Origin of the sequence: Methylobacterium goesingense (assembly GCF_022179225.1) — a bacterium.
GTDB lineage: Bacteria > Pseudomonadota > Alphaproteobacteria > Rhizobiales > Beijerinckiaceae > Methylobacterium > Methylobacterium goesingense.
In genome coordinates this window covers 21,467-42,236 of the sequence record NZ_BPQL01000074.1, presented here as the reverse complement: position 1 = coordinate 42,236, position 20,770 = coordinate 21,467, and the positions used below count along the sequence as shown (strand labels likewise).

Sequence of the window (20,770 nt, the reverse complement as noted above, 5' to 3'; positions counted from 1 at the left end):
CCTGCGCGTGGGCGCCAAGCCCGGGTTCGGGTCGAGCCCGGCCTTGGCGCCCACGCGCAGGTAGTGGCGCACGGGGTCGAGGCGGGTCCGGCCGCTCTGGCGGAGATAGAAAGCGGTATCGAAGTCGGGGGCGGGGTCGCGGGCCTCCGCCACCCCGCGCCGGACGTAGTGCAGGTAGGAGTCGATGCCCGAGCGCGCGACGTCCGGGTAAGTCGCCCGGTAATGGCCTTCGTCGAACAGCTTCGGCACACGGCCGAGGGTCAGGCGGCGATACAGGGCGGTGGCCGCGCGCACGACGCGGAGGCGGAGCGGGCTGGTCATGCGAAAACCGGTGCCTCGCAAAGTCGGCGCAGGATCGCCCGGTAGCCCGCGGCGTCGCATTCGCGGCCGACCTGGTCGAGCCCGGCGCGCTGCACCCGCGCCCATTCGTCCGCATCCTCGTGAAGGTCCACGAGGCCCCGCGCGAACCCCTCCGGATCGTGCCAGTCCCGGACCCGGTAGCCGGTCCCGTCCGGCCAGCCCATCTGGCCGGCGAGGATCGGCGTCACCAGTCCGGGCAGGCCCCGCGTCACGGTCTCCAGCACCTTGTGCGGGAGGCCTGCGGCGTAGCGCGTCGGTGCCAGGGCGACCCGGGCCGCGTCCAGCGCCGGCCCCGGGTCGTCGACCCGGCCGAGCACGGTAACGCCGGGGCGGGACAGGCGCTCGGCGATGGAGGGCGCCACGGTGCCGATGATCGTGAGATGCGCGTCGGGCAGGGCCGCGCGCAGGCGCTCCCAAACATGGCCGAAGAACCAGTCGAGGGAATCGATGTTGGGCTCGCCCTCGCGGGCGAGCGAGCCGATGAAGACGAAGCCCCGCCGGGCCGAGAAACCGGGCGCGTCGGCGTGCGGTGCCCGGACATCCGGCGCCTGGACGTGGCCGAGCACCACCGGGTCGGGAACGCCGGCCCGGCGCAGCAGCCGCGCATCGGCCTCCGAGACGCAGACGACGTGGTCGGCCGCCGCCGCCTGCCGGATCTCCTCCGCCGAGGCCCGGGCCAGGCCCGGCTCGGAGGCCGGGCGGCCGTTGAGGGCGTCGACCACGAATTCGCGTAGGGCGTAGAGGGATTCGGAATCGAACACCACGCGGCTGCGCCCGACGTCGCGGGGCGTCAGGCCCAGGTCCCGCAGGACCTCGCAGACCATCCGGATATGGGGCGGCCGGCTGACCCAGAGCACGTCGTAGAAGCCGGCGCGTTCCGTGACGAGGCGGCGGAATCCCTCGCGGCCGCAGGGCTCGATCACCTCGATGCGGTCCGAGAGGTCGCGGTAGGTGGCCGCCGGCTCCTCGCGCTCGCCGTAGACCGAGCAGAGCGTCACCGCGTAGCCGAGCTCCGCCATGGCGTTGAGGATCGTGTTGGCGCGCGGGAGCCCGGCCCCGAGGTCCTGGTGCGGCGCCCGGTCGTCCACGTAGAGGACCCGCAGGGCGAAGGGCGCGTCGTCCCGGGGGGCGAAGCCACTACGCGGCGGTCCCTGCCCGAACAGCCAGGTCCCGTGGCGCTCGCGGAAGCGCACGCGGTTCCGGTCGAGCAGCGCCTCTACGTCGGAGCGCCGGACGCTGGTGGCGTTCTCCACGTGGATCGCGATGGCGCGCGGCTGGTAGACCACCCGCCGGCCTGCCTGCTGGCAGCGCAGGCAGAGGTCCGTGTCCTCGAAATAGGCCGGCGCGAAACGGTCATCGAAGCCGCCGAGTTCGGCGAACAGCCCGGCCTCGATCATCAGGACCGCACCCGAGACGTAGCCGACGTCGCGGGCATAGGACGCCTCAGGGGCGAAAGGGTCGAGCCCGCCCCGCCCGTACGGGTGGGTCAACTGCGGGTCGTCCTGAAAACCGGCGCCGGCCTCCTGCAGGATGCCGCCGGGAAAGACGAGCCGCGCGCCCGCGATGCCGACGTCGTCGGCCTGCGCGAACGCCGCCACCAGGGCGTCGAGGGCCCCCGGCATCAGGTCGACGTCGGGATTGAGGAACAGGAGGTAGCGTCCGCGCGCCTCGGCCGCGCCCTGGTTGCAGGCCGGGCCGAAGCCGACATTCTGGGCGTTCCGCAGAATGCGCGCGCCGTCGATCCGCCCGAACAGCTTGGCCGTCTCGGGGTCCGAGGCATTGTCGACCAGGATGACCTCGAAGCGCGAGCCCGCGAAGGCCTGTTGGGCGGCGAGTTTCGTCAGGGTCCAGGCCAGGAGGTGGCGGGCGCCCCGCGACACCATCACCACGGAGATCGTCGGGGCCGATTCCGCGCGGAACGCGATGCGCACGTCGTTAAGGAACAGGGCGTTCCAGATCAGGGCCGCCTCGACCAGGGCCGCTTTGCGCCCCGAGGGGGCGTCGAGGATGTCGGGCGCGGCCATCATGGCGGGCTCTCCTGCGGAACGGGCGCCTCGGCCACGATCCGGATGCGGCCGACGAGGTCGTCGTGAAGGACCAGGATGGTCCCCGGCCCCGCCGGCTCCGTGAGCCCCGCGCAGGTCAACCCCACGAAGGTCACGGCGGCCGGGGCGCGGGGCAGGTCGGGCCGGCGCGCCGCGTAGGCCAGGGCCGGCGCGGCGTTCAGGGGTAGGACCCGCTCCAGGACGAGCGCCCGCGTCGGCGCGCCGATGAGGAAGGCGACATTGGGGTGGGTGCCGGTGACGAGGTGGCGTGGGAGCGACAGGGCGAGGATCGCCCCGCTGCCGGTGAGTCCGACGAGGCGCGCCTCGGCCTCCCAATCCGCCGCGATCCCGGCGAGCTGCGTCGCGATCTCCGCGCGCAAGGCGGTGGGCAGGCGCGGGTCGCGCACCCATTCGGGCGCGAGGGCGAGGTCGAGGCCCGCGAGCCCGGCATCGGGCGCGGCCTCGGTGGAGCCGGGCCCGGGTTTCGCGAACCAGCGTCGCCGGAGCGGGGAATAGCGCCCGGCGCCCGGCGGTGGACCGCGCTCCGTCGCCACGAGCCGGCCGCGCTCGGGATCGTCGGTCAGGTTCGAGCGCAGGGAGGTCCCGCGGGTCAGGGTGCCGCCCGCGAGGGTGACGGTTTCCCACGTCGCTTGGGCATCCGGGAGCCGGCCGGCGGACGAGGCGCCACCGGGCTCCCTCTCCTGGAAGGAGAGGGTCGGGGTGAGGTGTGGTCCATCTCCGGAGAGGTCACGCACCTCACCCTGTCCCTCTCCTTCCAGGAGAGGGAACCCGCGATGCCCGCGCGATGAAGGGATGCCGTCGTCTTCCGGGAAAGCGGAGTCGCTACGATCCAGCCGTCCGAGGCTGTCCTGTGCGAGCATCGCCAGCAGGTCCGCCTCCGCCGCGTCCGCGATCGCGTTGTAGCCGGCGAGCAGGTCGGCGCAGGCCCGGGTCAGCCGCGCGAGGGCGTCGGCATCCGTGACCAGCGCCAGAACCGCGGCCCGGACCTCCTCCGCCGTGCGCGCGCGATGCTCCGGCACGACCGGGGCGAAGCCCTCGAAGCCGAGGCCCGTGCCCACCACCGGCTTGCCGAAGGACAGCGCCTCCGCGACCTTCATCTTGAGGCCGCTGCCCATCAGCATCGGCGCGACCACGAGGTCGACCGTGTCGTAGAAGTCCTCCAGCCGCGCCACGTAGCCGGCCAGCCGAATTCCCGGGCCGGGGGTCTGCCCGAAGCTGGCGCCGATCTCGCCCGCGATCACGAGTTCGGGCCGGTCCGGAGTCCAGCCCTCCGACCAGGCCGCGGCGAAGCGCCGAATCGAGAACAGGTTCGGATCGTTGCCGTGGCCGATGAAGCCGATGCGGGCGAGGCGCGCCGGGGTCGCGAAGGGGCGGTGCGCGGGAAAGCGCGGCGGCAGGAGGTGGACGCGGCGGTCGGTGATCGTGCGGAAGTAGGCCGCTTCCTCCGACTGGATCGCCAAGGCGATGTCGGCGCGGGCGAGGCCCGCCGCCTCGCCGGCCCGGTCGGTGTAGAAGAAGTTCGGCTCGGCCCGGAACGGGCGGTACTGGCGCTGCCGGTCGGCGAAGCGGTCGTGGGTGTCGACGAGCCGGAGCATCCCCGGCGGCACGGCCCCGAGGGCCCGCGACAGGAACACGTAGTTCATCAGGATCGCGCGGGTCTCGGGGTAGGCCTGGCCGTACCAGGCCACGAAGTCGTCGAGCGCCTCGGGGCACCAATCGTCGATGGCAAAGCAGCGCGCGCGGGTGGTGAGCGGGATGGTGGCGCGGGGCTCGATCCGGAAGGTGTGGCGGAACAGCCCGGCCGCCTCGGCCTCGTCGGTGGGGGGATGCTGGCCGAACCGGCGGTAGATCTGGTCCTCGTGCGCGTAATACGCCAGATCGACGGCGAATCCCCCGCGCTGGAGCGCCGTGCAGGTGGTGAGCAGCCGGCGCCGGTTGCCGGCGCTGGTGGGGAAGGCCGGCATCGGCGCCACCACGAGAATCGCGGGGGCGCTCACCGGCGGCCCCCGGCCGGCAGAGCGGCGGCCGTGGCGGTTCCGGCCCCGAGCAGCAGGGCGGCCTCGACGGGGGCGTCCCGCGGGGTGCCCCAGGCCGGCGCCAGGGTGAGGCTCGCCTCCGGGGCGGGGCCGAAGCGCAGGGTGGCCTGGGCGACGCGGGCGCAGCTCCAGGTCGTCCGGGCCCGGATCAGCAGGTAGTTCGGAACGCTGGCGCCACTGAGCGTCGCGGCGCCGTCGCCGTCGCGCGCCAGGGTGAGGCGCGGGGCGTTCGCCGGTACGGGGGCGTCCGCGACGGCCGGCGCCAGCAGGGTGAACAGCGTCGCCAGGGCGTCGAGGGTCTCCGGCGTCACCGCCGCCAGCACGGCGCCGCCGAGGGCCCCCCGCTCGGGGTGCGTCAGCTCGGCGACGGGACGCGGACGCGGGCAGGCGATCGCCACGTCGCGAAAATGCGTCTCCAGGGTCAGGGCGCCGCCCTCGGCGAGGGCGGCCTGCGCGTCGTGCAGCACGAGGAGCCCGGCGGGATCGGGCTCGGTGCCGCCGAAGCCGGTGAAGGCCCAGGTGAGCAGGCGTAATCCGGCCGGCGCGGTGATGCCGAGGGGGATCGGCAGATCGGTGGCCACCGGGTAGCGGCAGACCAGCACGCCGTTGCCGGCCGCGAACAGGCGGCCTTCGCTAGGGTCTCGGCTGTCGGGAATGGCTGTCATGCGCCCTTGGGGTCGATTTCGCTTTGGACGTTTGCCCCGTGTCGGGTGGGGGCTCTCCTGCCGCAACGGTCAGGAGTGGGGGTGGTTGGGTGCCCCTCGGCCGGCCGAGGCCAGCGGAGCCACCCCCACCCCCAACGCCTCCCCACGAGGGGGAGGCGAGCCGGTCGGCGCCGCGCAGAGGTGCCGTGTGAGACCCGGCCTCAGCCCACCCGCTGCGCCCCGAAAGCCGCGAGGATGCGGGCCCAGGAGCGGGTGCCCTTGTGGAAGCTGTTCAGGTCGTACTTCTCGTTGGGCGAATGGATGCGGTCGTCGTCGAGGCCGAAGCCGATCAGGAGCGTGTTGCGGTCCAGAAGCCGCTTGAAGTCGCCCACGATGGGAATCGAGCCGCCGGCGCCGATGGTCACGGCGGGCACGCCCCATTCCTCGGCGAGCGCTGCGCGCGCGGTCTCGAGTTCGGGCATGTCGAAGGGCAGGCTGATGGCGCGGCTGCCCTTGTAGCAGATCACCTCCACCGAGCAGTCGGCGGGGATGCGCTCGCGCACGAAGGCCTCGAAGGTGCGGGCGAGCTGCTCAGGGTCCTGGTCGTCGACGAGGCGGAACGAGACCTTGGCGCTGGCCTGCCCGGCGATCACCGTCTTGGTGCCCTCGCCGGTATAGCCGCCGATGATGCCGTTGACGTCGCAGGCGGGGCGCGACTGGATCAGCTCGATGAGCATACGGCCGCGCTCGCCGGCCGGCTCCGACAGGCCGATGGGCCCGAGAAAACTCTCTGCCGTGAAGTCGAGGCCGCGCCACTGCTCCAGCACCTCCGGCGGCGTCTCGCGCACGCCCTCGTAGAAGCCCGGCAGCGCCACCTTCCCGTCGGCGTCGTGCAGGTCGGCGATGATCTTCGACAGGACGTGGATCGGGTTGCGCGCCGCGCCTCCGAAGAAGCCCGAATGCAGGTCGCGGTCGGCGCAGGTCACCTTGACCTCGAAATACGCGAGGCCGCGCAGGGAGGTGGTGATGGCGGGCGTCGCCGGGTTCCACATGCTGGTGTCGCAGACGAGCACGATGTCGGCGGACAGCTTGTCGCGGTTGGCCGCGACCCATTCGGGCAACCCTTGAGAGCCGTTCTCCTCGGCGCCCTCGATCAGGATGGTGACGCCGCAGGGCAACTCGCCCTCCATCGCCTTGAAGGCTCGGCAGGCCTCCACGAAGGTCATCACCTGACCCTTGTCGTCCGAGGCGCCGCGCCCGACGATTTTCTTTTCGCCCTTGTCGTTCAGGGCGATGCGCGGCTCGAAGGGCGGGGTCTCCCAGAGGTTCAGAGGGTCCACCGGCTGCACGTCGTAGTGTCCGTAGAACAATACGTGCGGGGTGCCGGGCTTCGGCGCATGGGCCAGCACCACCGGGTGCAGGGAGGTCTCGTGGATCCCGGTCTCGAAGCCGAGCGCCGTCAGGGTGCCGGCGAGCCAGGTGGCGGCATCGCGGCACTGGGGCGCGAAGGCCGGGTCGGTGGAGATCGAGGGGATGCGCAGGAAGGCGAAGAGCCGCTCCAGGGCGTTGTCGAGGTCGCGGTCGATATCGTTGAGAACGGGGGCGAGCGCGGTCATCGGGCGTCCTTGATCGAAGGCGAGCGGCGGCCCCCCCGGGTTAGCCCATGGCGGCTGGGCCAAGCAACCTTGGGCAAGCAACCTTGGCAAGCAACCCTGGCAAGCAACCTTGGGCAAGCAACCTTGGGCCAGCGAGCCAAGGCCAGAGACCCCGAACGACGGCCCGGCTCCTTCGCCCATCCGAGGGTGAAATCGGCCCGTGAAATGGTGCTCTCGTCGAACGCGAGCCCGGCATACCGATGCACGGCGGGAACACCGGCTTTTTGGAACTGTTATCGAGTGGACCGGGCTGGGGCGGATGATTTTTCCCCGCGTCAGCCCGCGCGCGTTTCCTCGAAGACCAGCGACGTCGCACCTCTCGCGCCGCACAAGCCACGGATACCGCCATGCTCATCGAAAGCGGCTCCACCGATGCTGCGAACACCATCGGCATCACCCTGACGATCAACGGCGAGAGCCGGTCGCTTCAGGTCGCGCCCTGGACCACTCTGCTCGACCTCCTGCGCGAGGATCTCGACCTCACCGGCACCAAGAAGGGCTGCGACCACGGTCAATGCGGGGCCTGCACGGTGCTGGTGAACGGCACCCGCATCAATTCCTGCCTGACCCTGGCGGTGATGAAGGACGGGGCCAGCATCACCACCGTCGAGGGCTTGGCCGGCATCGAGGGGCTGCACCCGCTCCAGGCCGCCTTCGTCGAGCACGACGCCTTCCAGTGCGGCTACTGCACGCCCGGCCAGCTCTGCTCGGCCGTGGGCATGCTCTCCGAGGGGCACGCCCACTCGCGGGACGAGATCCGCGAGGCGATGAGCGGCAACATCTGCCGCTGTGGCGCCTACACCAACATCGTCGATGCCATCGAAGACGTGATGCACGCGGGAGTCGCGAAATGAACCGCTTCGATTACGTCCGCCCCACCACCGTGGACGAGGCGGTGCGCGCGATCGCGTCCGGTGCGAACGCCCGCTTCATCGCCGGCGGCACGAACCTCGTCGACCTGATGAAGTACAACGTCGAGCGGCCCGAGCGCCTCGTCGACATCACCCGGCTTCCCCTCGACCGGATCGAGGAGCGCGACGGCGGCCTCAGCCTCGGCGCCCTGGTGACGAATTCCACGGTGGCCTACGACGACCGGGTCAAGGCGCGCTATCCGCTGCTGTCGAGCGCGATCCTGGCCGGCGCCTCGGGCCAGTTGCGCAACGCCGCCACCACCGGCGGCAACCTGCTGCAGCGCACCCGCTGCTATTATTTCTACGACGACGCCACGCCCTGCAACAAGCGCGAGCCCGGCACCGGCTGCGCCGCCATCGGCGGAGTCAACCGCATCCACGCCATCTTCGGGACGAGCTCGTCCTGCATCGCCACCCACCCCTCCGACATGTGCGTGGCGCTGGCCGCCCTTGAGGCGACGGTCCGGGTCGCCGGTCCGGGCGGCGAGCGCACCATCCCCTTCGCCGACTTCCATCGCCTGCCGGGTGACACGCCCGAGCGCGACACCACCCTCGGGGCGGACGAGATCGTGCTCGCGGTCGATCTGCCCGACGCGGATTTCGGCGCCCACCACACCTACCTGAAGCTGCGCGACCGCCTCTCCTACGCCTTCGCCCTGGTTTCGGTGGCCGCCGTGATGCGGCTCGACGGCGACACCATCGCGAGCGCGCGCTTCGCGCTGGGCGGCGTCGCCCACAAGCCCTGGCGCGACGCGCAGGCGGAAGCCTTCCTGGCCGGCAAGCCGGCAACCCAGGAGACCTTCGCCGCGGCCGCCAACATCGTGGTGGCCGAGGCACGACCCCAATCCGAGAACGGCTTCAAGATCGAACTCGCGCGGCGCGCCATCATTCGCGGCCTGACCCAGGCCGCCGCCGGCACGCCCCAGTCTCAGTCCGACAAGCGCATCGCCTGAAGGAACCCCCATGGCCCACAGCATCAGCACTTCAGGCACCGACACCTATGTCGGCACCGCGCAGAGCCGCGTCGACGGCCCCGCCAAGGTCACCGGCCAGGCGAAGTATGCCGGCGAGTTCGCCGCCCCCGACCTGACCCACGGCTACGTGGTCTCGAGCGGAATCGCTCGCGGCCGCATCCTGTCCATCGACACCGCCGCCGCCGAGGCGGTGCCGGGAGTCCTCAAGGTCTTCACCCACGCGAACCGGCCGCGCACCGCCTGGCTCGACTACAATTACCAGGACCAGGTCGCGCCCCCCGGCTCGCCCTTCCGGCCGCTCTATGACGACAAGATCCATTACAGCGGCCAGCCCGTGGCCCTGGTGGTGGCGGAGAATTTCGGCACGGCGCGCTACGCCGCTTCGCTGGTAAAGCTCACCTACGAGGCCGATGCGCCGACGACCGATCTCCGGGCGCTGGAGGATGCGGCCTACGTGCCGCCCAAGAAGCGCTCCGGCATCAAGCCGCCGCCGGCGCCCTGGGGCGATGCGGACGGCGCCTACAGGACCGCCCCGGTCCAGCTCACCAACCACTACCATATGGCCGTGGAGCACCATAACCCGATGGAGCCCCATGCCTCGACGGTGGTCTGGGAGGGCGACGGCAAGATCACCGTCTACGACAAGATCCAGGGCGTCTCGAACAGCCTCGGCTACATCACCGGTGTGTTCGGGATGAAGAAGGACGACGTCCACGTCCTCAACCCCTATCTCGGCGGCGGCTTCGGCTCGGGGCTTCGTCCGCAATACCAGCTCTTCCTCGCCGTCATGGCCGCGCGGGAACTGGAGCGCTCGGTGCGGGTGACCCTGACCCGCGACCAGATGTTCACCTTCGGCTACCGGCCCGACGTGCGCCAGACCGTCGCCCTCGGGGCCGAGGCCGACGGCGCGCTGACCTCCATCCGGCACGAGGCGATCTCCGGCACCTCCGGCTTCGAGGATTACCAGGAGGTCGTGGTGAACTGGTCGGGCGTCCTCTACGACTGCCCGAACGTCGCCCTCGACTACCGGCTCGCCAAGATCGACACCTACACGCCTTCCGACATGCGGGCTCCCGGCGCGGTGACGGGGGTGTTCGCCCTCGAGGTGGCGATGGACGAACTCGCCCATCAGACGGGGCAGGACCCGATCGACCTGCGCCTGCGGAACTATGCCGAGAAGGACCGCACCCAGGACAAGCCGTTCAGCTCCAAGTCGCTGCGGGCGGCCTATGCGGAGGGCGCCGAGCGCTTCGGCTGGTCGGCCCGCAACCCGGAGCCGCGCTCCATGCGGGACGGGCGCGAGCTCGTCGGTTGGGGCATGGCCACCGGCATCTGGGAATCGATGATGATGCAGTCGAGTGCCCAGGCGACCCTGACCGCCGACGGCAAGCTCGTGGTCGGCAACCAGACCGGCGACATCGGTACCGGCACCTACACGATCCTGACCCAGATCGCCGCCGACGCGCTCGGCCTGCCGATGACGGACGTGACGACGAAGCTCGGCGACTCGAAGCTCGCCGACGCACCGCTCGCGGGCGGCTCGTGGACGGCGGCCTCCTCCGGCACGGCGGTAATGCGGGCCTGCTACGACATCGCCGCCCAGGTCTTCACCCTGGCCCGCGGCCTCGACGATTCGCCGCTGGCCAACGTCGATTTCGCGCGTGCGGTCTTCAAGGAGGGGCGCATCTCGGTGGCGGGTGATCCGTCCCGCAGCATCGCCATCACGGAGGTGATGGCGAAGGGGGGCATGGACAAGATCGAGGCCACCGGCTCGGCCGGCCCGGATTCCGGCCATGCCCAGGACTTCGCCGGCTACACGCACTCGGCCGTCTTCGCCGAGGTGAAGGTCGACGAAGATCTCGGCGTCGTGCGCGTCACCCGCGTCGTCTCGGCGATCGCAGCGGGCAAGATCCTCAACACCAAGACGGCGCGCAGCCAGATCCTCGGCGGCGTGGTGATGGGTATCGGCTCGGCGCTGGAGGAGGAATCCATGCTCGACCACACCATCGGCCGGTTCATGAACCACAATCTGGGCGAGTACCATGTGCCGGTCCACGCCGACATCCACGACATCGAGGTGATCTTCGTGGACGAAGAGGACAAGGCCAACCCGATGGGCGTGAAGGGCCTGGGCGAGATCGGCATCGTCGGCACGGCGGCGGCGGTGGCCAACGCTGTGTTCCACGCCACCGGCAAGCGCATCCGCGAACTGCCGATCACCATCGACAAGATCATCGGCTGATCGACCACGCGTTCCGACTTCGCTCGAGCCGCGCACCCCCTGGGTGCGCGGCTTCGTCGTGAATGGGCTGAAGGTCAGCGCGTGGCGCGGCCGAACAGGCGCTCGGCGAAGCTCGGGCTGGCATCGCCCCGGCCCCCGGCCACCACGACGAGGCGGCGAACCTCACCGCGCAGGTAGGCCTGGAGGAAGCGATTGTAGTCCTTGAACGAGACGCAGCCATTCGAGGCGCCGCTGGGGCCGAGCATGTAGGTGTGGGCCAGGATGCCGTCGCGGCCGTGGATCGCGGCGCTGCCGCCCACCGGGTTGAGACGGATCGCCCGCACCCCGTGGAACAGCGCCTCGCGCTCGGTGAGGTCGTAGGTGCCCGGTGGGGTCGAGCCGCGCATCCGGCGGTGGACGTGGCGCGGGTTGTCCATGCTCTCGCCGAGCCCGGAATGCGCCTCCAGCCGCTCGCCGCTCGGCAGGGTCACGGTGCGCGCCGTGATGTCGTAGACGGCCGTCCCCGCGCTCACCCCGGGATTGCTCTCCAGCACTCGGCGCGGACCCGGATCGACGCTGGGGTCGACGGCCGCGTAGGCGAGGGTGGTCCGAGGGGCCGGCGTTTCCGGCTCCGGGCGGGTGCCGAACACGGTGTCGAAGAACGAGCGCTCGGCCTCCGCGTCGGTCGCGGCCCGGGCGATCTGGGTGCGGCGTGCCGCGAGGTTGCGCAGGGCCGGAGCCGCCCGCAGGGCGAGCCGTGGCGGCTCGCTCGGCGCCGCGAGGCCGGCCGGGCGGGGAATGGGCAGGGGCGTGAGTTGGGCGACCCGCTCGGGTATCGCGGCCGGCGCGCGCGCCGGACGGGGAGCGGCCATCGCCAGGAGCGTGGCGGGGGCTGCCGGGGGGACCAGGGCGGCGGCGAGGGGGGCGGCGGTGAAGCCGGCGGCCTTCGATCCGTAGGCGGCGGCGCCGAGCGTCGGTGTCGGGTCGAGCATCCACGCATAGGCGCTCGGTGCGGCGGCGACCGCCAGGGCGGGGCGTCCCGGCCCTGCCGGAACGGGGCCGTCCTGCGCGGTCAGGTGCGGGAAGGCGGCGCAGAGAAGCGCCACCGCAGAGCTGCGGAAAAGGACCCGACCCCGCGGCCGGCGATGGCGGCGGATGCGACGGCCGGACAGGGACACAGCGTCGTTCATGCGGGCGGTACTCGGATACGCAGTCCCCGCACGGGCACCGGTTCGGTCCCGCAAACCTCAAGAAAAGGTTAAGCGAGAGACGGAAGACGGACAGTGCCTGTAAGGAGAACATCAACCTTGACTGCCGCGATTCAGCCAGATCTTGGTTAATCTGATCTGAAGGACAGCGGGTGATCTCACGAAAAACCTTTTGTGCTCCACTGGGATGCCGTCGCCGGCCGATTGCGGGAAGGAAATCGCACCGGGGCGGCGCGAAAGGCGTGGCCGCCCCTGTGGACCTCGGGGGTAAGCCGTCGCCGCCCGGCGAAGCGCCCGGACTTTCCGCCTAGTCTGGCGCGCCGCATGCCTCGGAGCCCGGCTTCAGGAGAGGGCACGAAATGGGTTTCCTCATCGTCTTCCTCGGGGCGGGCCTCGGTGGCATGGCCCGGCACGGGGTCGGGCTCATCGCTCTGCGATTCGGCACGGCCTTTCCCTACGGCACCATGGGCATCAACATCCTGGGCTCGCTCCTGATGGGCGTGCTCGCCGGGTGGTACGCCATGCGGGGCGGCAGCCAGCCCGTGCGGCTGTTCCTCGCCACCGGCCTGCTCGGCGGCTTCACCACCTTCTCGTCCTACGCCCTCGAAGGCGTTCTCCTGCTGGAGCGGGGCGAGGTGGGTGCGGCCCTGATCTACATTCTCGGATCGGTGGTCCTCGGTCTCGCTGGCCTCCTCCTCGGCCTGATGCTCATGCGTCTCGTGCTGTGAAGGCCGATTCGCAAATCCGTCCCGATGCGTGATTCGCCCGAGCGGCCGGATCGGGGCGGGCACGCCCGTGGCCCGATCGTCCCCGCGTCGCCGGCTCCGTCGCGGTCGATGCTGCGGTGCGGGTGCGGGCCCGGCGATAAGCCCGGACGAAGGCAGTCGTTTTCGCCACGACTGGAATTTTTCCAAATCGAGATCTTCGAACGACTGTGCTTGACCAATATTACATCTGTTCCAATGTTTTGGTTATTGCTTGCCAAGGGCAGGATAAGCTTTCAAACACGCTCTCGTAGCCCCGATCGACGAGGAGAGCGGAATGATGGAACGCACACTGGACTGGGTGCGCGGCTGCGCGCGCATCGCGTGGTGGGACGGGTCCGCCGTCGACCTGCGCCTGCACCGGCTGACCGACTTCATCGATGCCCTCGCGAGCGTGCCGGAGGCGGAGCCCGGCCTGGTGCCCGCCCATTGGCGCGAGCGACTGGGAGAGCGGGCATGAGCGAGCGCGACGGTCGCATCGGCCCCGCCGCGGCGTCGACGGCCGCGTCCTGTGCCGAGGTCCTGTCCCCCGAGGGACATCTCGACGAGGCCCTGCGCCGGGCGTTCTGGCAGAGCCTGAACCGGGCGCCGCTGCCCGCCATGACGGCCCTGGAGGTGGCGGCCCGGGTGGTGGGCGCTCTCTACCGCCAGGTGGCGCGGGCGCACGAAGGGGCCGACGGCTGCCGCTGCGGCTGGGAACCGGACCCGGATTGCGACCTCATCGTGCTGGAGGCCAACCTCGCCGCCGCCCTGCTGCACCCGCCCGAGCCCGACCTCGCCCGCATGGTGACCCTCGGGCACGCCTGACAGGCGCGGGCTGGTTACGATTCCCTCACACTCCCGGGCGGATCATGCCGGACGGCCAGGGGCCGGCCGGCGGCCCAATGCGGGGAGCAGTGAGATGGACGGGTTCTATCGCGGCATCGAGACGTCGCTGATCGCCTTCAGCCTGCTCCTCGGGCTCGGCGCCTTCGCGTTGTCGGAGCGGGCACCGCCGCGCCCGGCGGTCACGCAACTCGCCGTGACGCTACCGATGCTCAGTGTGACGGCCACGCCCTGAGGCATTCGGGTCCGCATCCCGGGATCATGGTTTCGTGAGGTTCGGTCAGCTTGACTGCAACCCTTTCACGGTCTCGCGACTTAACTGTTCGAGATGCGAGGCCCGCCTCGCTGCATGATCCCGACACGTTGAGAGCATGTCCCGGCGCGGATATGCGAGCGAGACCTTCGATGCGAGCCAATCGACTGCGCGCGTCCGCACTGGCGGGCGTCTTCCTGCTGGCCGGCGCCGGCCTCACGGCCGTCCAGGCCGCCCCCCTGACGAGCCAGGGTTCCGACAAGGTGTCGAACCCGACAGCGGCGATCACACCCGTGGCCGCCGTGACCGAGGCCGAGGACGACGCGGCCAATTGCAGCCGCTCCCGCCGCCGGCTCTGGGTCGAGGGCGAGGGTTGGATCGTACGCCGGGTGACCACCTGCCGCTGAGCGGAACCCTGCGACTGTCGATACGATGCGATGTCCCCGAACCCCGCCGCGAGGCGGGGTTTTTCATGCTCGCATGCGCGCCTAAGCAGTCTTCGACGCGGGACAGCCGCGCCGGATTCTGGAACGACGGGGCGTCCGGCGCGGTTCATCCACGATCGGTCAGGGCATTGACCACGGTAGGAGTTCGGCCTCGCATGATCGCGTCCTCAGCGTCCCGCCGGCGTCACGGCCTCGGCCTCCTCGGTGTTCTCTTCGCGACGGGCCTCGCGGGCTCCGCCCAGGCCCAGGTCGTGTCCTACGGCGTCCGATCCGTGCCCTTCGGCTACGAAGACAGCTATGCGGGTCCCCTGCTGCGCGGCGACTATATCGGTGCGCCGCTCACCCGCTTTCCCCGGCCGAGCGAACTCGTTCCGAGCGCCTGGGGTTACGGCACCTACGGCGTCCCTACCGTGGCGGGTATCCGCAGCGCTCCCGTCGGGACACCCACCGTCTACGTGATCGAAGCCCCCCGGACGGCGACATCCGAAACGCGCCGGACGCGGGCCCGGGTCCTGTCGCGGGCCCCCCACCCGCACTTCGCGCCGGTCGCGGAGCGGCGTTCCGGGAGCGCCCGCGTGATCACCGTGGGCGTGCCGCAGCGGCAGGCGGATCTGCGCTGAGGCGCTCTCCGGATTGAGAGGGCCTTAATCTGTTCCGTGCCAGGGTGACCGACACTTCCGAAACTCGGTCCGGCGGCCCCATGCACATCGTCCTCGTCGACACCAGTCGGGTCGTCCTCAAGATGATCGCGGCGCTGCTTGAGCCGAACGGCCATACGGTTACGGCTTTCACGAATTCCGCCGAGGCACTCGCGTATGTCGAAGACACGGCCTCGGTCCGTGTACTGATCACCAGCCTCGAGGTCCGGCCCCTCGGCGGGTTGGAACTGTGCTGGTCGGCCCGCCTGCTGGCGGAGTCCAACCGGCCTCTCTACGTCATCACCATGTCCTCGGCCCGCAACGCCCGGAACCTCGCCGAGGCCCTGGATAGCGGGGCGGACGACTTCATCGAGAAGCCGCCGACGCCCGAGGAACTGCACGCCCGCCTGCGGGCCGCCGAGCGCCTCACCACCATGCAGAGTGAGCTGATCCGTCTCGCGGAGACGGATTCGCTGACCGGTATCCTGAACCGGCGGGCCTTCCTGCAGAAGGCCAGGGACGCGGCCGAGCGCGTCGGCGACCACGGGCGGATGGCGGCGATCCTCCTCGACATCGACCATTTCAAGCGCATCAACGACGAGTACGGCCACGATGTCGGCGACGCCGCCATCCAGGCGGTCTGCCGCGAACTCGCCGTCGAGGGGATCGTCGGCCGCCTCGGGGGCGAGGAGTTCGGCATCGTGCTGCCCCACCGGCCGGCTTCGGAGGCCGAGGCCACCGCCACGCGCCTGCGCCGCGCCGTGGAGTCCCTGCGCATCCGCGGCGGCCGCGTGCCGATCCGCCTGACCTGCAGCTTCGGCGTGAGCGAATGGTTCGAGGGCGACACCATCGAGGGTCTGATCAAGCGCGCCGACATCGCCCTCTACGAGGCCAAGACGACGGGCCGCAACCGCGTCGTCAGCGCGGCCGCCGACCTCGTCCTGGCCCGCGCCGGCTGACGGGTCCGGCCTGTACCGTTTTGACGGCCGACGCGGGGCGGAGATTGTGCCGTTGCGAAACGCCGATTTGTTCAATGCGGCGACAGATTTGGCGCGTGGCCCCGGAGTCTCGGGCAAAGTCTAGCGAGTCTTGCCCCGTCGCCGTCCTTCTGCGACGAGAGTCTTGGTGAATAGAGCCTTGGAACGGAACTTGATCTGATCTCCCCTGGGAAGAGCGCGATGTATCGCGCTGGGACAATGGGGGATGACAGTCGTGAACCAACCTGTGGGCGTCTTGATCGTTGACGAGCCCTGCGAGCTCGAATCGACCCTTCGGGCCGTGCTGGAGCACGAGCCGCGCCTTCAGACCGTGGGCGAGGCGGACCTGCTCCCGGGGGCCGGCGCACCCGCGCGCAGCGTCGCCCTGGTCTTCGTCGGCGCTGAGTCCGGCGCGGCGACCCTGTCGCGCATCGCCATGCTGAAGGGGCGCCGGCCCGGCGTCACCGTGCTGGTGGCCTTCGACGTCCTGCGGGCCGATCTGCTGGGCCGACTGGTCCAGGCGGGGGCCGATGCCTTCGTGGCTCGAAGCGCCGCGCCGCGCGACGTCTGCGCCGCGATCCTCGGCCTCGCGGCGAACCCCGAGCCGCAGCATGCCGCGCTCCGACCCGACGCGACGACGGCCGACGGCCTGACGCCTCGGGAAGCCGAGATCCTGCGCTTTCTCAGTGCCGGCTTCAGCAACAAGGAGGTCGCCCGCCGCCTGAGCCTCAGCGTGCGCACGGTAGAGACCCACCGGCTCAACCTGCGCCGCAAGACCCAGACCGGTCGTCTGAAGGACCTCGTCGCCCTGGCCCGCCAACTCGGTCTGGCGCCGGTGCTGGATGCCGAGCCGGTGCGCCAGGACAACGGCCTGCGGGCGCGCGTGACCCGCATCGCCCCGAAGGAGCTGCTGGCCCGGCTCTGAGCCGGGCCGGCGCGGGGCTCCCGCGCGTTCCTTCCCCCGTCTCGGCGACCCGACCCGCCCTCAAGCGGGCCGCCCTTAGGCAGGCACCCGCCCTTTGGCGGGTGTGAGGCTCTCGTCGACCGCCGAGAGCGGACGCTTGGGCGTCCGGGCGATGTCGTCGCCGCGCATGGCCTCCTCCAGGGGCGCGGGCCCTTTGCGCAGGAGCTTGGCGAGATCGTAGCTGCCGAAGCCGAAGATGAACGCGTAGGCGATCAGGAACGCGACCAGCGAGGTCGTCACGGCATTGACCGTCAGGGGCGCGTGCGCGTCCGCCGTGCGCAGCTGCCCGTAGACGATGTAGGGCTGGCGCCCGATCTCGGCGGTGAACCAGCCGAACAGCACCGCACCGAACCCAGACGGCGTCATCAGCATCGCCGCGTTGAGGAACCAGCGGTTCGTGTAGAGCGTGCCCCGCCAGCGCAGGTAGAGGCTCCACAGGCTCAAGCCCAGCATCGCCATGCCGATCGCCACCATGATGCGGAACGAGTCGAACAAACGCCATGGTGAAGCCGAACTGGATGCGCGAAAGCAGCAGCGCGTCGACGTCAATGCCGAACCTCGTCCGATACGGGATCCTGAACCGGGAAACCTTGGAACAGCTATCGCGTGAAGGCGCCCGAGCTGCATCCGGTTCGCGAATCGCGCCAAGGTCGCCCGGGCCCCCGGGGGCTCAGCGCCGCGGCAGCAGGCGGCGCGGTGCGCGAGCGAGGGTGGCGACGCCGAACAGGCCGAGGGCCACCACGCCCGTCAGGCTGGCCACGAGAAGGTCGCGGTCGCGGCTGGTCCAGTAGGCGCTGCGCGTGGCCTTGGTCCGGTCCGAGAAGCGCCCGTCGATGCCGACATCGCCCGGCACCGGCGCGAACAGGTTGCCGGCCTTGTCGGGGGCGGGTGCATCGGTGAGCTGGGCCGACCACATCGTGGCAGCCTTCGAGTCGGCGTAGCCCGGCATCAGGGCCTGGGCGGCGGCCATCATCACCGTACTGTGGCCGACCCAGACCTCGCGACTCGGTTTCTCGGCCGTCGCGACGATGGCCTCGGCGCAGAGGCGCGGATCGTAGACCGGGTCGGGGGCATACTGGCCGTGGCCGGTGCGGTTGCGGGCCCAGTTGAACTGCGGGGTGTTGACGGCGGGCAGGTAGACCACGCTGAGGGAGACATCCACGCGATCGTGGATCAGCTCGGAGCGCAGGGCGTCGGTGAAACCCGAGACCGCGAACTTCGCCGCGCAGTAGGGCGCCTGCAACGGGGCCGCGCGGATGCCGAGCCCCGACGAGACCTGGATGATGGCACCGCGGTTGCGCGGCTTCATGAAGCGCAGGGCCGCGAGCGTGCCGTAGACCTGGCTGAGATAGGTCGTCTCGGTGACGCGCCGGTATTCCGCGGGGGTGATCTGGTCGGCCGGATTCACGATGGTCGCCATGGCGTTGTTGACCCAGGCCCGGATCGGCCCGAATTCCCGCTCGATCCGCGCGGCGGCGGCATCCACCGCCTCCGCATCGGCGACGTCGGCCGAGATCGCCAGGACGGGACGGCCATACGCCACCAGGGCGGCCTCCGTGTCGCGCAAGCGGTCGGGATCGCGGGCGATCACCGCCACGGCCCAGCCGCGCCGGGCGAAGAGATGGGCGGTGGCGAGCCCGATGCCGGACGTTCCGCCCGTGACGACAGCGACCTTCATGATGTTCACATTCCCGTTCGGCGACAACCTGCGCCAACGGCTCAAGGAGGACGGCTGTTGCCTGCCGGCCCGCGTGCCCAAACGACACGGGGGAAGCGGCTTCGTCATGGTCGATGCCGTCCACGCGTCTCCCTCTCCCCCCTGCGGGAGAGGGGGAGTGCCTTATCCGGAGAGGTCTCCCCTTCTCCCGCCTGCTCTGCAGAGGGGGAATGGGCGCGCCGAGGCCGAGCCTTCTCGCAACTTCGAATCAGGCGGCTTGGCCCTGGCCGGACTCCGGTGCCGCCGCACGTGCCTTGGCCGCCTTCGCGACCCGCTTGCGCGCCGCCGTCCCGGCCTTCTTAGCCGCCCCCCGGTCCGAAAGGTCCCGCCCCCGGCCGTCCTTCACCCCGGACAGGCGGGCCTGGAGCAGGCCGAGCACGGCGGCCTCCTCGGGCTTCAGCCCGGCGAGGTCCGCGCGCAATTCATCTTCCACCGCGTCCTTGATCTGCAGGAGGAGCGCGCCCTCGAGGTAGCAGTCGAGCACCTGGGGGTGGATGTAGCATTTGCGGCAGATGGTCGGCGTATTGCCGAGCCGCGCGGCGACACCCTCGATGGCAGCGCGCAGGTTCTTCTTGGCCTTGGCCTCGCTGTCGAAGGCCTCGAATTCCTGCAGCGCCAGGGCGGCCAGCACCGTGCCCGCCCAGGTCCGGAAATCCTTGGCGGTGATGTCCTGAGCCGTGATCTCGCGCAGATACGCGTTCACGTCCGCCGAGGTCACGTCGCGCACGGTGCCGTCGGCGTCGCGGTACTGGAACAGTTCCTGGCCCGGCAGGTCCTGGGAGGCCTTGACGATGCGGGCGACACGCCGGTCCTTGAGGCCGAGGTCCCAGGTCTTGCCGCTCTTGCCCTTGAACCGGAAGGTAAGCTCAGAGCCCTCGATCCGGGCATGCCGGTCGCGCAGCGTGGTGAGGCCGAAGCTCTTGTTGGTGCGGGCGTAATCGTCGTTGCCGACGCGGATCAGCGTGGTCTCGAGGAGGTGGACCACGGTCGCCAGCACCTTTTCGCGGGGGAGGCCGCGCTTGCCCATGTCGGCATCCACCCGGGCGCGGATGGCCGGGAGCGCGTCGGCGAAGGCCATGACGTGCTCGAACTTGGTGAGGTCGCGGGCGGCCCGGAAATCCGGGTGGTAGCGGTACTGCTTGCGCCCCTTCGCGTCGCGACCCGTCGCCTGGATGTGGCCGTTGGCCCGGGGGCAGATCCACACGTCGGTATAGGCCGGCGGGATCGCCAGCGAGCGGATGCGCGCGAGGGTCTTCGCGTCCCGCACCGGCCGATCCTTCGCGTCACGATAGCTGAAGCCCGTGCCGCTCTTCCTGCGCGTCAGCCCCGGCATCGCGTCGTCCACATAGCGCAGGCCCGCGTCCTCGGCGGCGTCGCGGGGGTCGGCGACCGTGCCCTCTTCGTCGCGCGCCGTGGCCATGCTGGCTCCCGTCCCTGTGATGACTCGTTCGCCGTCAACGGAGCCGCGCCATGCGCTGTTCCGGGCGGGGCGTGCTACATCCGGTCCGATGGATAACCCCGCTCCCGGCGGCGCGCCCCGCCGCCTCGTCCTCCTCGCCCCCGACGATACGGGCTTCGCGGCCCGCTTCCTCCCCCTGGTGGCGGCCGCCCGGTCCGCCGGGCTCGCCGCGACGGTGGTGACGCGGGTGGATGCGCATCGCGGGGCGATCGAGGCGGCGGGCGCCCGGGTCGTGCCCTTCGCGCTCGGAACCTCGCGGATCAACCCGATGGCGGCGGGCTACGAGGCGGGGCAGCTCGCCGGCATCCTCAAGGCCCTGGAGGCCGACCTCCTCCACGCCATCGGCCTGCGGGCGATCGTGGTGGGCGGCACGGCGGCGGCGATGTCGGGGATCGGCGCGCGGATCTACCAGCCCGACGATCTCGCGGCGCTGGGCGCCCGCACCGATGCCGCCGGGCGGTTGACGCGCTTCACCTTACGTCAGGCGCTGCGGGGGGCGCTCGCCACCCGGACCACCCGGTACCTCTGCGAGACCACGGCCGATGCCGCCGCTCTCGGGCTCGACCCGGCCGATACGGCGCTGGCCCTGGTGGGCGCGGACGGGCTCGGAGCCGCCGCCGCGACGCTCTACGGCGAGTTCGCCCGGGCATGA

At 70.9% G+C, this 20,770-nt stretch carries 19 protein-coding genes and 2 pseudogenes; 12 read left to right on the top strand and 9 right to left on the bottom strand.

Annotation, left to right across the window (positions count from 1 at the left end; translation table 11 throughout):
• From MFF30_RS14465 to MFF30_RS14445, 5 genes and pseudogenes are all read right to left on the bottom strand, one after another.
• A pseudogene (locus MFF30_RS14465) lies at positions 1 to 321 on the bottom strand (hypothetical protein); the annotation flags it as partial.
• On the bottom strand, positions 318 to 2,387 hold the full coding sequence (locus MFF30_RS14460; protein WP_238280093.1) for a glycosyltransferase: 2,070 nt from the start codon (positions 2,385 to 2,387) through the stop codon (positions 318 to 320). The gene MFF30_RS14460 and the pseudogene MFF30_RS14465, both read right to left, overlap by 4 nt.
• The gene (locus MFF30_RS14455) at positions 2,384 to 4,423 is read right to left on the bottom strand and encodes a glycosyltransferase (RefSeq protein ID WP_306424578.1); all 2,040 of its coding nucleotides are present in this window, start codon (positions 4,421 to 4,423) and stop codon (positions 2,384 to 2,386) included. The genes MFF30_RS14460 and MFF30_RS14455 overlap by 4 nt, the downstream gene beginning before the upstream one ends.
• Positions 4,420 to 5,127: a hypothetical protein gene (locus MFF30_RS14450; RefSeq protein ID WP_238280092.1), complete on the bottom strand. Its 708-nt coding sequence runs from the start codon at positions 5,125 to 5,127 to the stop codon at positions 4,420 to 4,422. Before MFF30_RS14450 ends, MFF30_RS14455 begins: the two co-directional genes overlap by 4 nt.
• A gap of 200 nt (positions 5,128 to 5,327) precedes the next feature.
• Positions 5,328 to 6,722 carry a M20/M25/M40 family metallo-hydrolase gene (locus MFF30_RS14445; protein WP_238280091.1) on the bottom strand — a complete coding sequence of 465 codons (1,395 nt, stop codon included), beginning with the start codon at positions 6,720 to 6,722 and terminating at the stop codon, positions 5,328 to 5,330.
• A 386-nt stretch (positions 6,723 to 7,108) separates the two neighbouring features.
• Between MFF30_RS14445 and MFF30_RS14440 the strand changes: the two genes are divergently transcribed.
• Genes MFF30_RS14440 through MFF30_RS14430 form a run of 3 tightly spaced genes read left to right on the top strand, consistent with a single transcriptional unit; the run spans position 7,109 to position 10,888 of the window.
• The gene (locus tag MFF30_RS14440) at positions 7,109 to 7,615 is read left to right on the top strand and encodes a (2Fe-2S)-binding protein (protein ID WP_238280090.1); all 507 of its coding nucleotides are present in this window, start codon (positions 7,109 to 7,111) and stop codon (positions 7,613 to 7,615) included.
• A complete protein-coding gene (locus tag MFF30_RS14435) occupies positions 7,612 to 8,625 on the top strand; it encodes an FAD binding domain-containing protein (protein WP_238280089.1) in 1,014 nt (337 codons plus the stop codon). Before MFF30_RS14440 ends, MFF30_RS14435 begins: the two co-directional genes overlap by 4 nt.
• Before the next feature lie 10 nt (positions 8,626 to 8,635).
• The gene (locus tag MFF30_RS14430; protein ID WP_238280088.1) at positions 8,636 to 10,888 is read left to right on the top strand and encodes a xanthine dehydrogenase family protein molybdopterin-binding subunit; all 2,253 of its coding nucleotides are present in this window, start codon (positions 8,636 to 8,638) and stop codon (positions 10,886 to 10,888) included.
• A 74-nt stretch (positions 10,889 to 10,962) separates the two neighbouring features.
• On the opposite strand, the gene MFF30_RS14425 is transcribed toward MFF30_RS14430, so the two are convergent.
• Positions 10,963 to 12,057: a DUF2778 domain-containing protein gene (locus MFF30_RS14425; protein WP_238280087.1), complete on the bottom strand. Its 1,095-nt coding sequence runs from the start codon at positions 12,055 to 12,057 to the stop codon at positions 10,963 to 10,965.
• A 377-nt stretch (positions 12,058 to 12,434) separates the two neighbouring features.
• On the opposite strand from MFF30_RS14425, the gene crcB reads away from it, so the two are divergent.
• From crcB to MFF30_RS14385, 8 genes are all read left to right on the top strand, one after another.
• Positions 12,435 to 12,803 (top strand): fluoride efflux transporter CrcB, encoded by a 369-nt coding sequence (gene crcB / locus MFF30_RS14420; RefSeq protein ID WP_238280086.1) that lies wholly within the window; start codon positions 12,435 to 12,437, stop codon positions 12,801 to 12,803.
• Positions 12,804 to 13,116: 313 nt separating this feature from the next.
• Positions 13,117 to 13,299 carry a hypothetical protein gene (locus MFF30_RS14415; RefSeq protein WP_238280085.1) on the top strand — a complete coding sequence of 61 codons (183 nt, stop codon included), beginning with the start codon at positions 13,117 to 13,119 and terminating at the stop codon, positions 13,297 to 13,299.
• Complete coding sequence (locus MFF30_RS14410) at positions 13,296 to 13,646, top strand: hypothetical protein (RefSeq protein ID WP_238280084.1); 351 nt, start codon at positions 13,296 to 13,298, stop codon at positions 13,644 to 13,646. The genes MFF30_RS14415 and MFF30_RS14410 overlap by 4 nt, the downstream gene beginning before the upstream one ends.
• Positions 13,647 to 13,740: 94 nt before the next feature.
• The gene (locus MFF30_RS14405) at positions 13,741 to 13,899 is read left to right on the top strand and encodes a hypothetical protein (RefSeq protein ID WP_238280083.1); all 159 of its coding nucleotides are present in this window, start codon (positions 13,741 to 13,743) and stop codon (positions 13,897 to 13,899) included.
• A 170-nt stretch (positions 13,900 to 14,069) separates the two neighbouring features.
• A complete protein-coding gene (locus MFF30_RS14400; protein ID WP_238280082.1) occupies positions 14,070 to 14,324 on the top strand; it encodes a hypothetical protein in 255 nt (84 codons plus the stop codon).
• Positions 14,325 to 14,518: 194 nt separating this feature from the next.
• On the top strand, positions 14,519 to 14,983 hold the full coding sequence (locus MFF30_RS14395) for a hypothetical protein (RefSeq protein WP_238280081.1): 465 nt from the start codon (positions 14,519 to 14,521) through the stop codon (positions 14,981 to 14,983).
• A gap of 80 nt (positions 14,984 to 15,063) precedes the next feature.
• Positions 15,064 to 15,960: a diguanylate cyclase domain-containing protein gene (locus MFF30_RS14390; protein ID WP_238280080.1), complete on the top strand. Its 897-nt coding sequence runs from the start codon at positions 15,064 to 15,066 to the stop codon at positions 15,958 to 15,960.
• A gap of 253 nt (positions 15,961 to 16,213) precedes the next feature.
• Entirely contained in the window at positions 16,214 to 16,903 is a 690-nt protein-coding gene (locus MFF30_RS14385; protein WP_238280079.1) for a LuxR C-terminal-related transcriptional regulator, read from the top strand.
• Positions 16,904 to 16,978: 75 nt separating this feature from the next.
• On the opposite strand, the pseudogene MFF30_RS14380 reads toward MFF30_RS14385, so the two are convergent.
• The 3 genes and pseudogenes from MFF30_RS14380 to MFF30_RS14370 form a co-directional block, all read right to left on the bottom strand.
• Positions 16,979 to 17,443: pseudogene (locus tag MFF30_RS14380) on the bottom strand (cytochrome ubiquinol oxidase subunit I); the annotation flags it as partial.
• Between the two features lie 169 nt (positions 17,444 to 17,612).
• Positions 17,613 to 18,620, bottom strand: a complete 1,008-nt coding sequence (locus tag MFF30_RS14375) for an SDR family oxidoreductase (protein ID WP_238280077.1) — start codon at positions 18,618 to 18,620, stop codon at positions 17,613 to 17,615.
• A gap of 247 nt (positions 18,621 to 18,867) precedes the next feature.
• Positions 18,868 to 20,079: a DNA topoisomerase IB gene (locus tag MFF30_RS14370; protein ID WP_238280076.1), complete on the bottom strand. Its 1,212-nt coding sequence runs from the start codon at positions 20,077 to 20,079 to the stop codon at positions 18,868 to 18,870.
• A gap of 88 nt (positions 20,080 to 20,167) precedes the next feature.
• Here MFF30_RS14370 and MFF30_RS14365 point away from each other — a divergent pair, with 88 nt between their 5' ends.
• Positions 20,168 to 20,770: a hypothetical protein gene (locus MFF30_RS14365; protein ID WP_238280075.1), complete on the top strand. Its 603-nt coding sequence runs from the start codon at positions 20,168 to 20,170 to the stop codon at positions 20,768 to 20,770.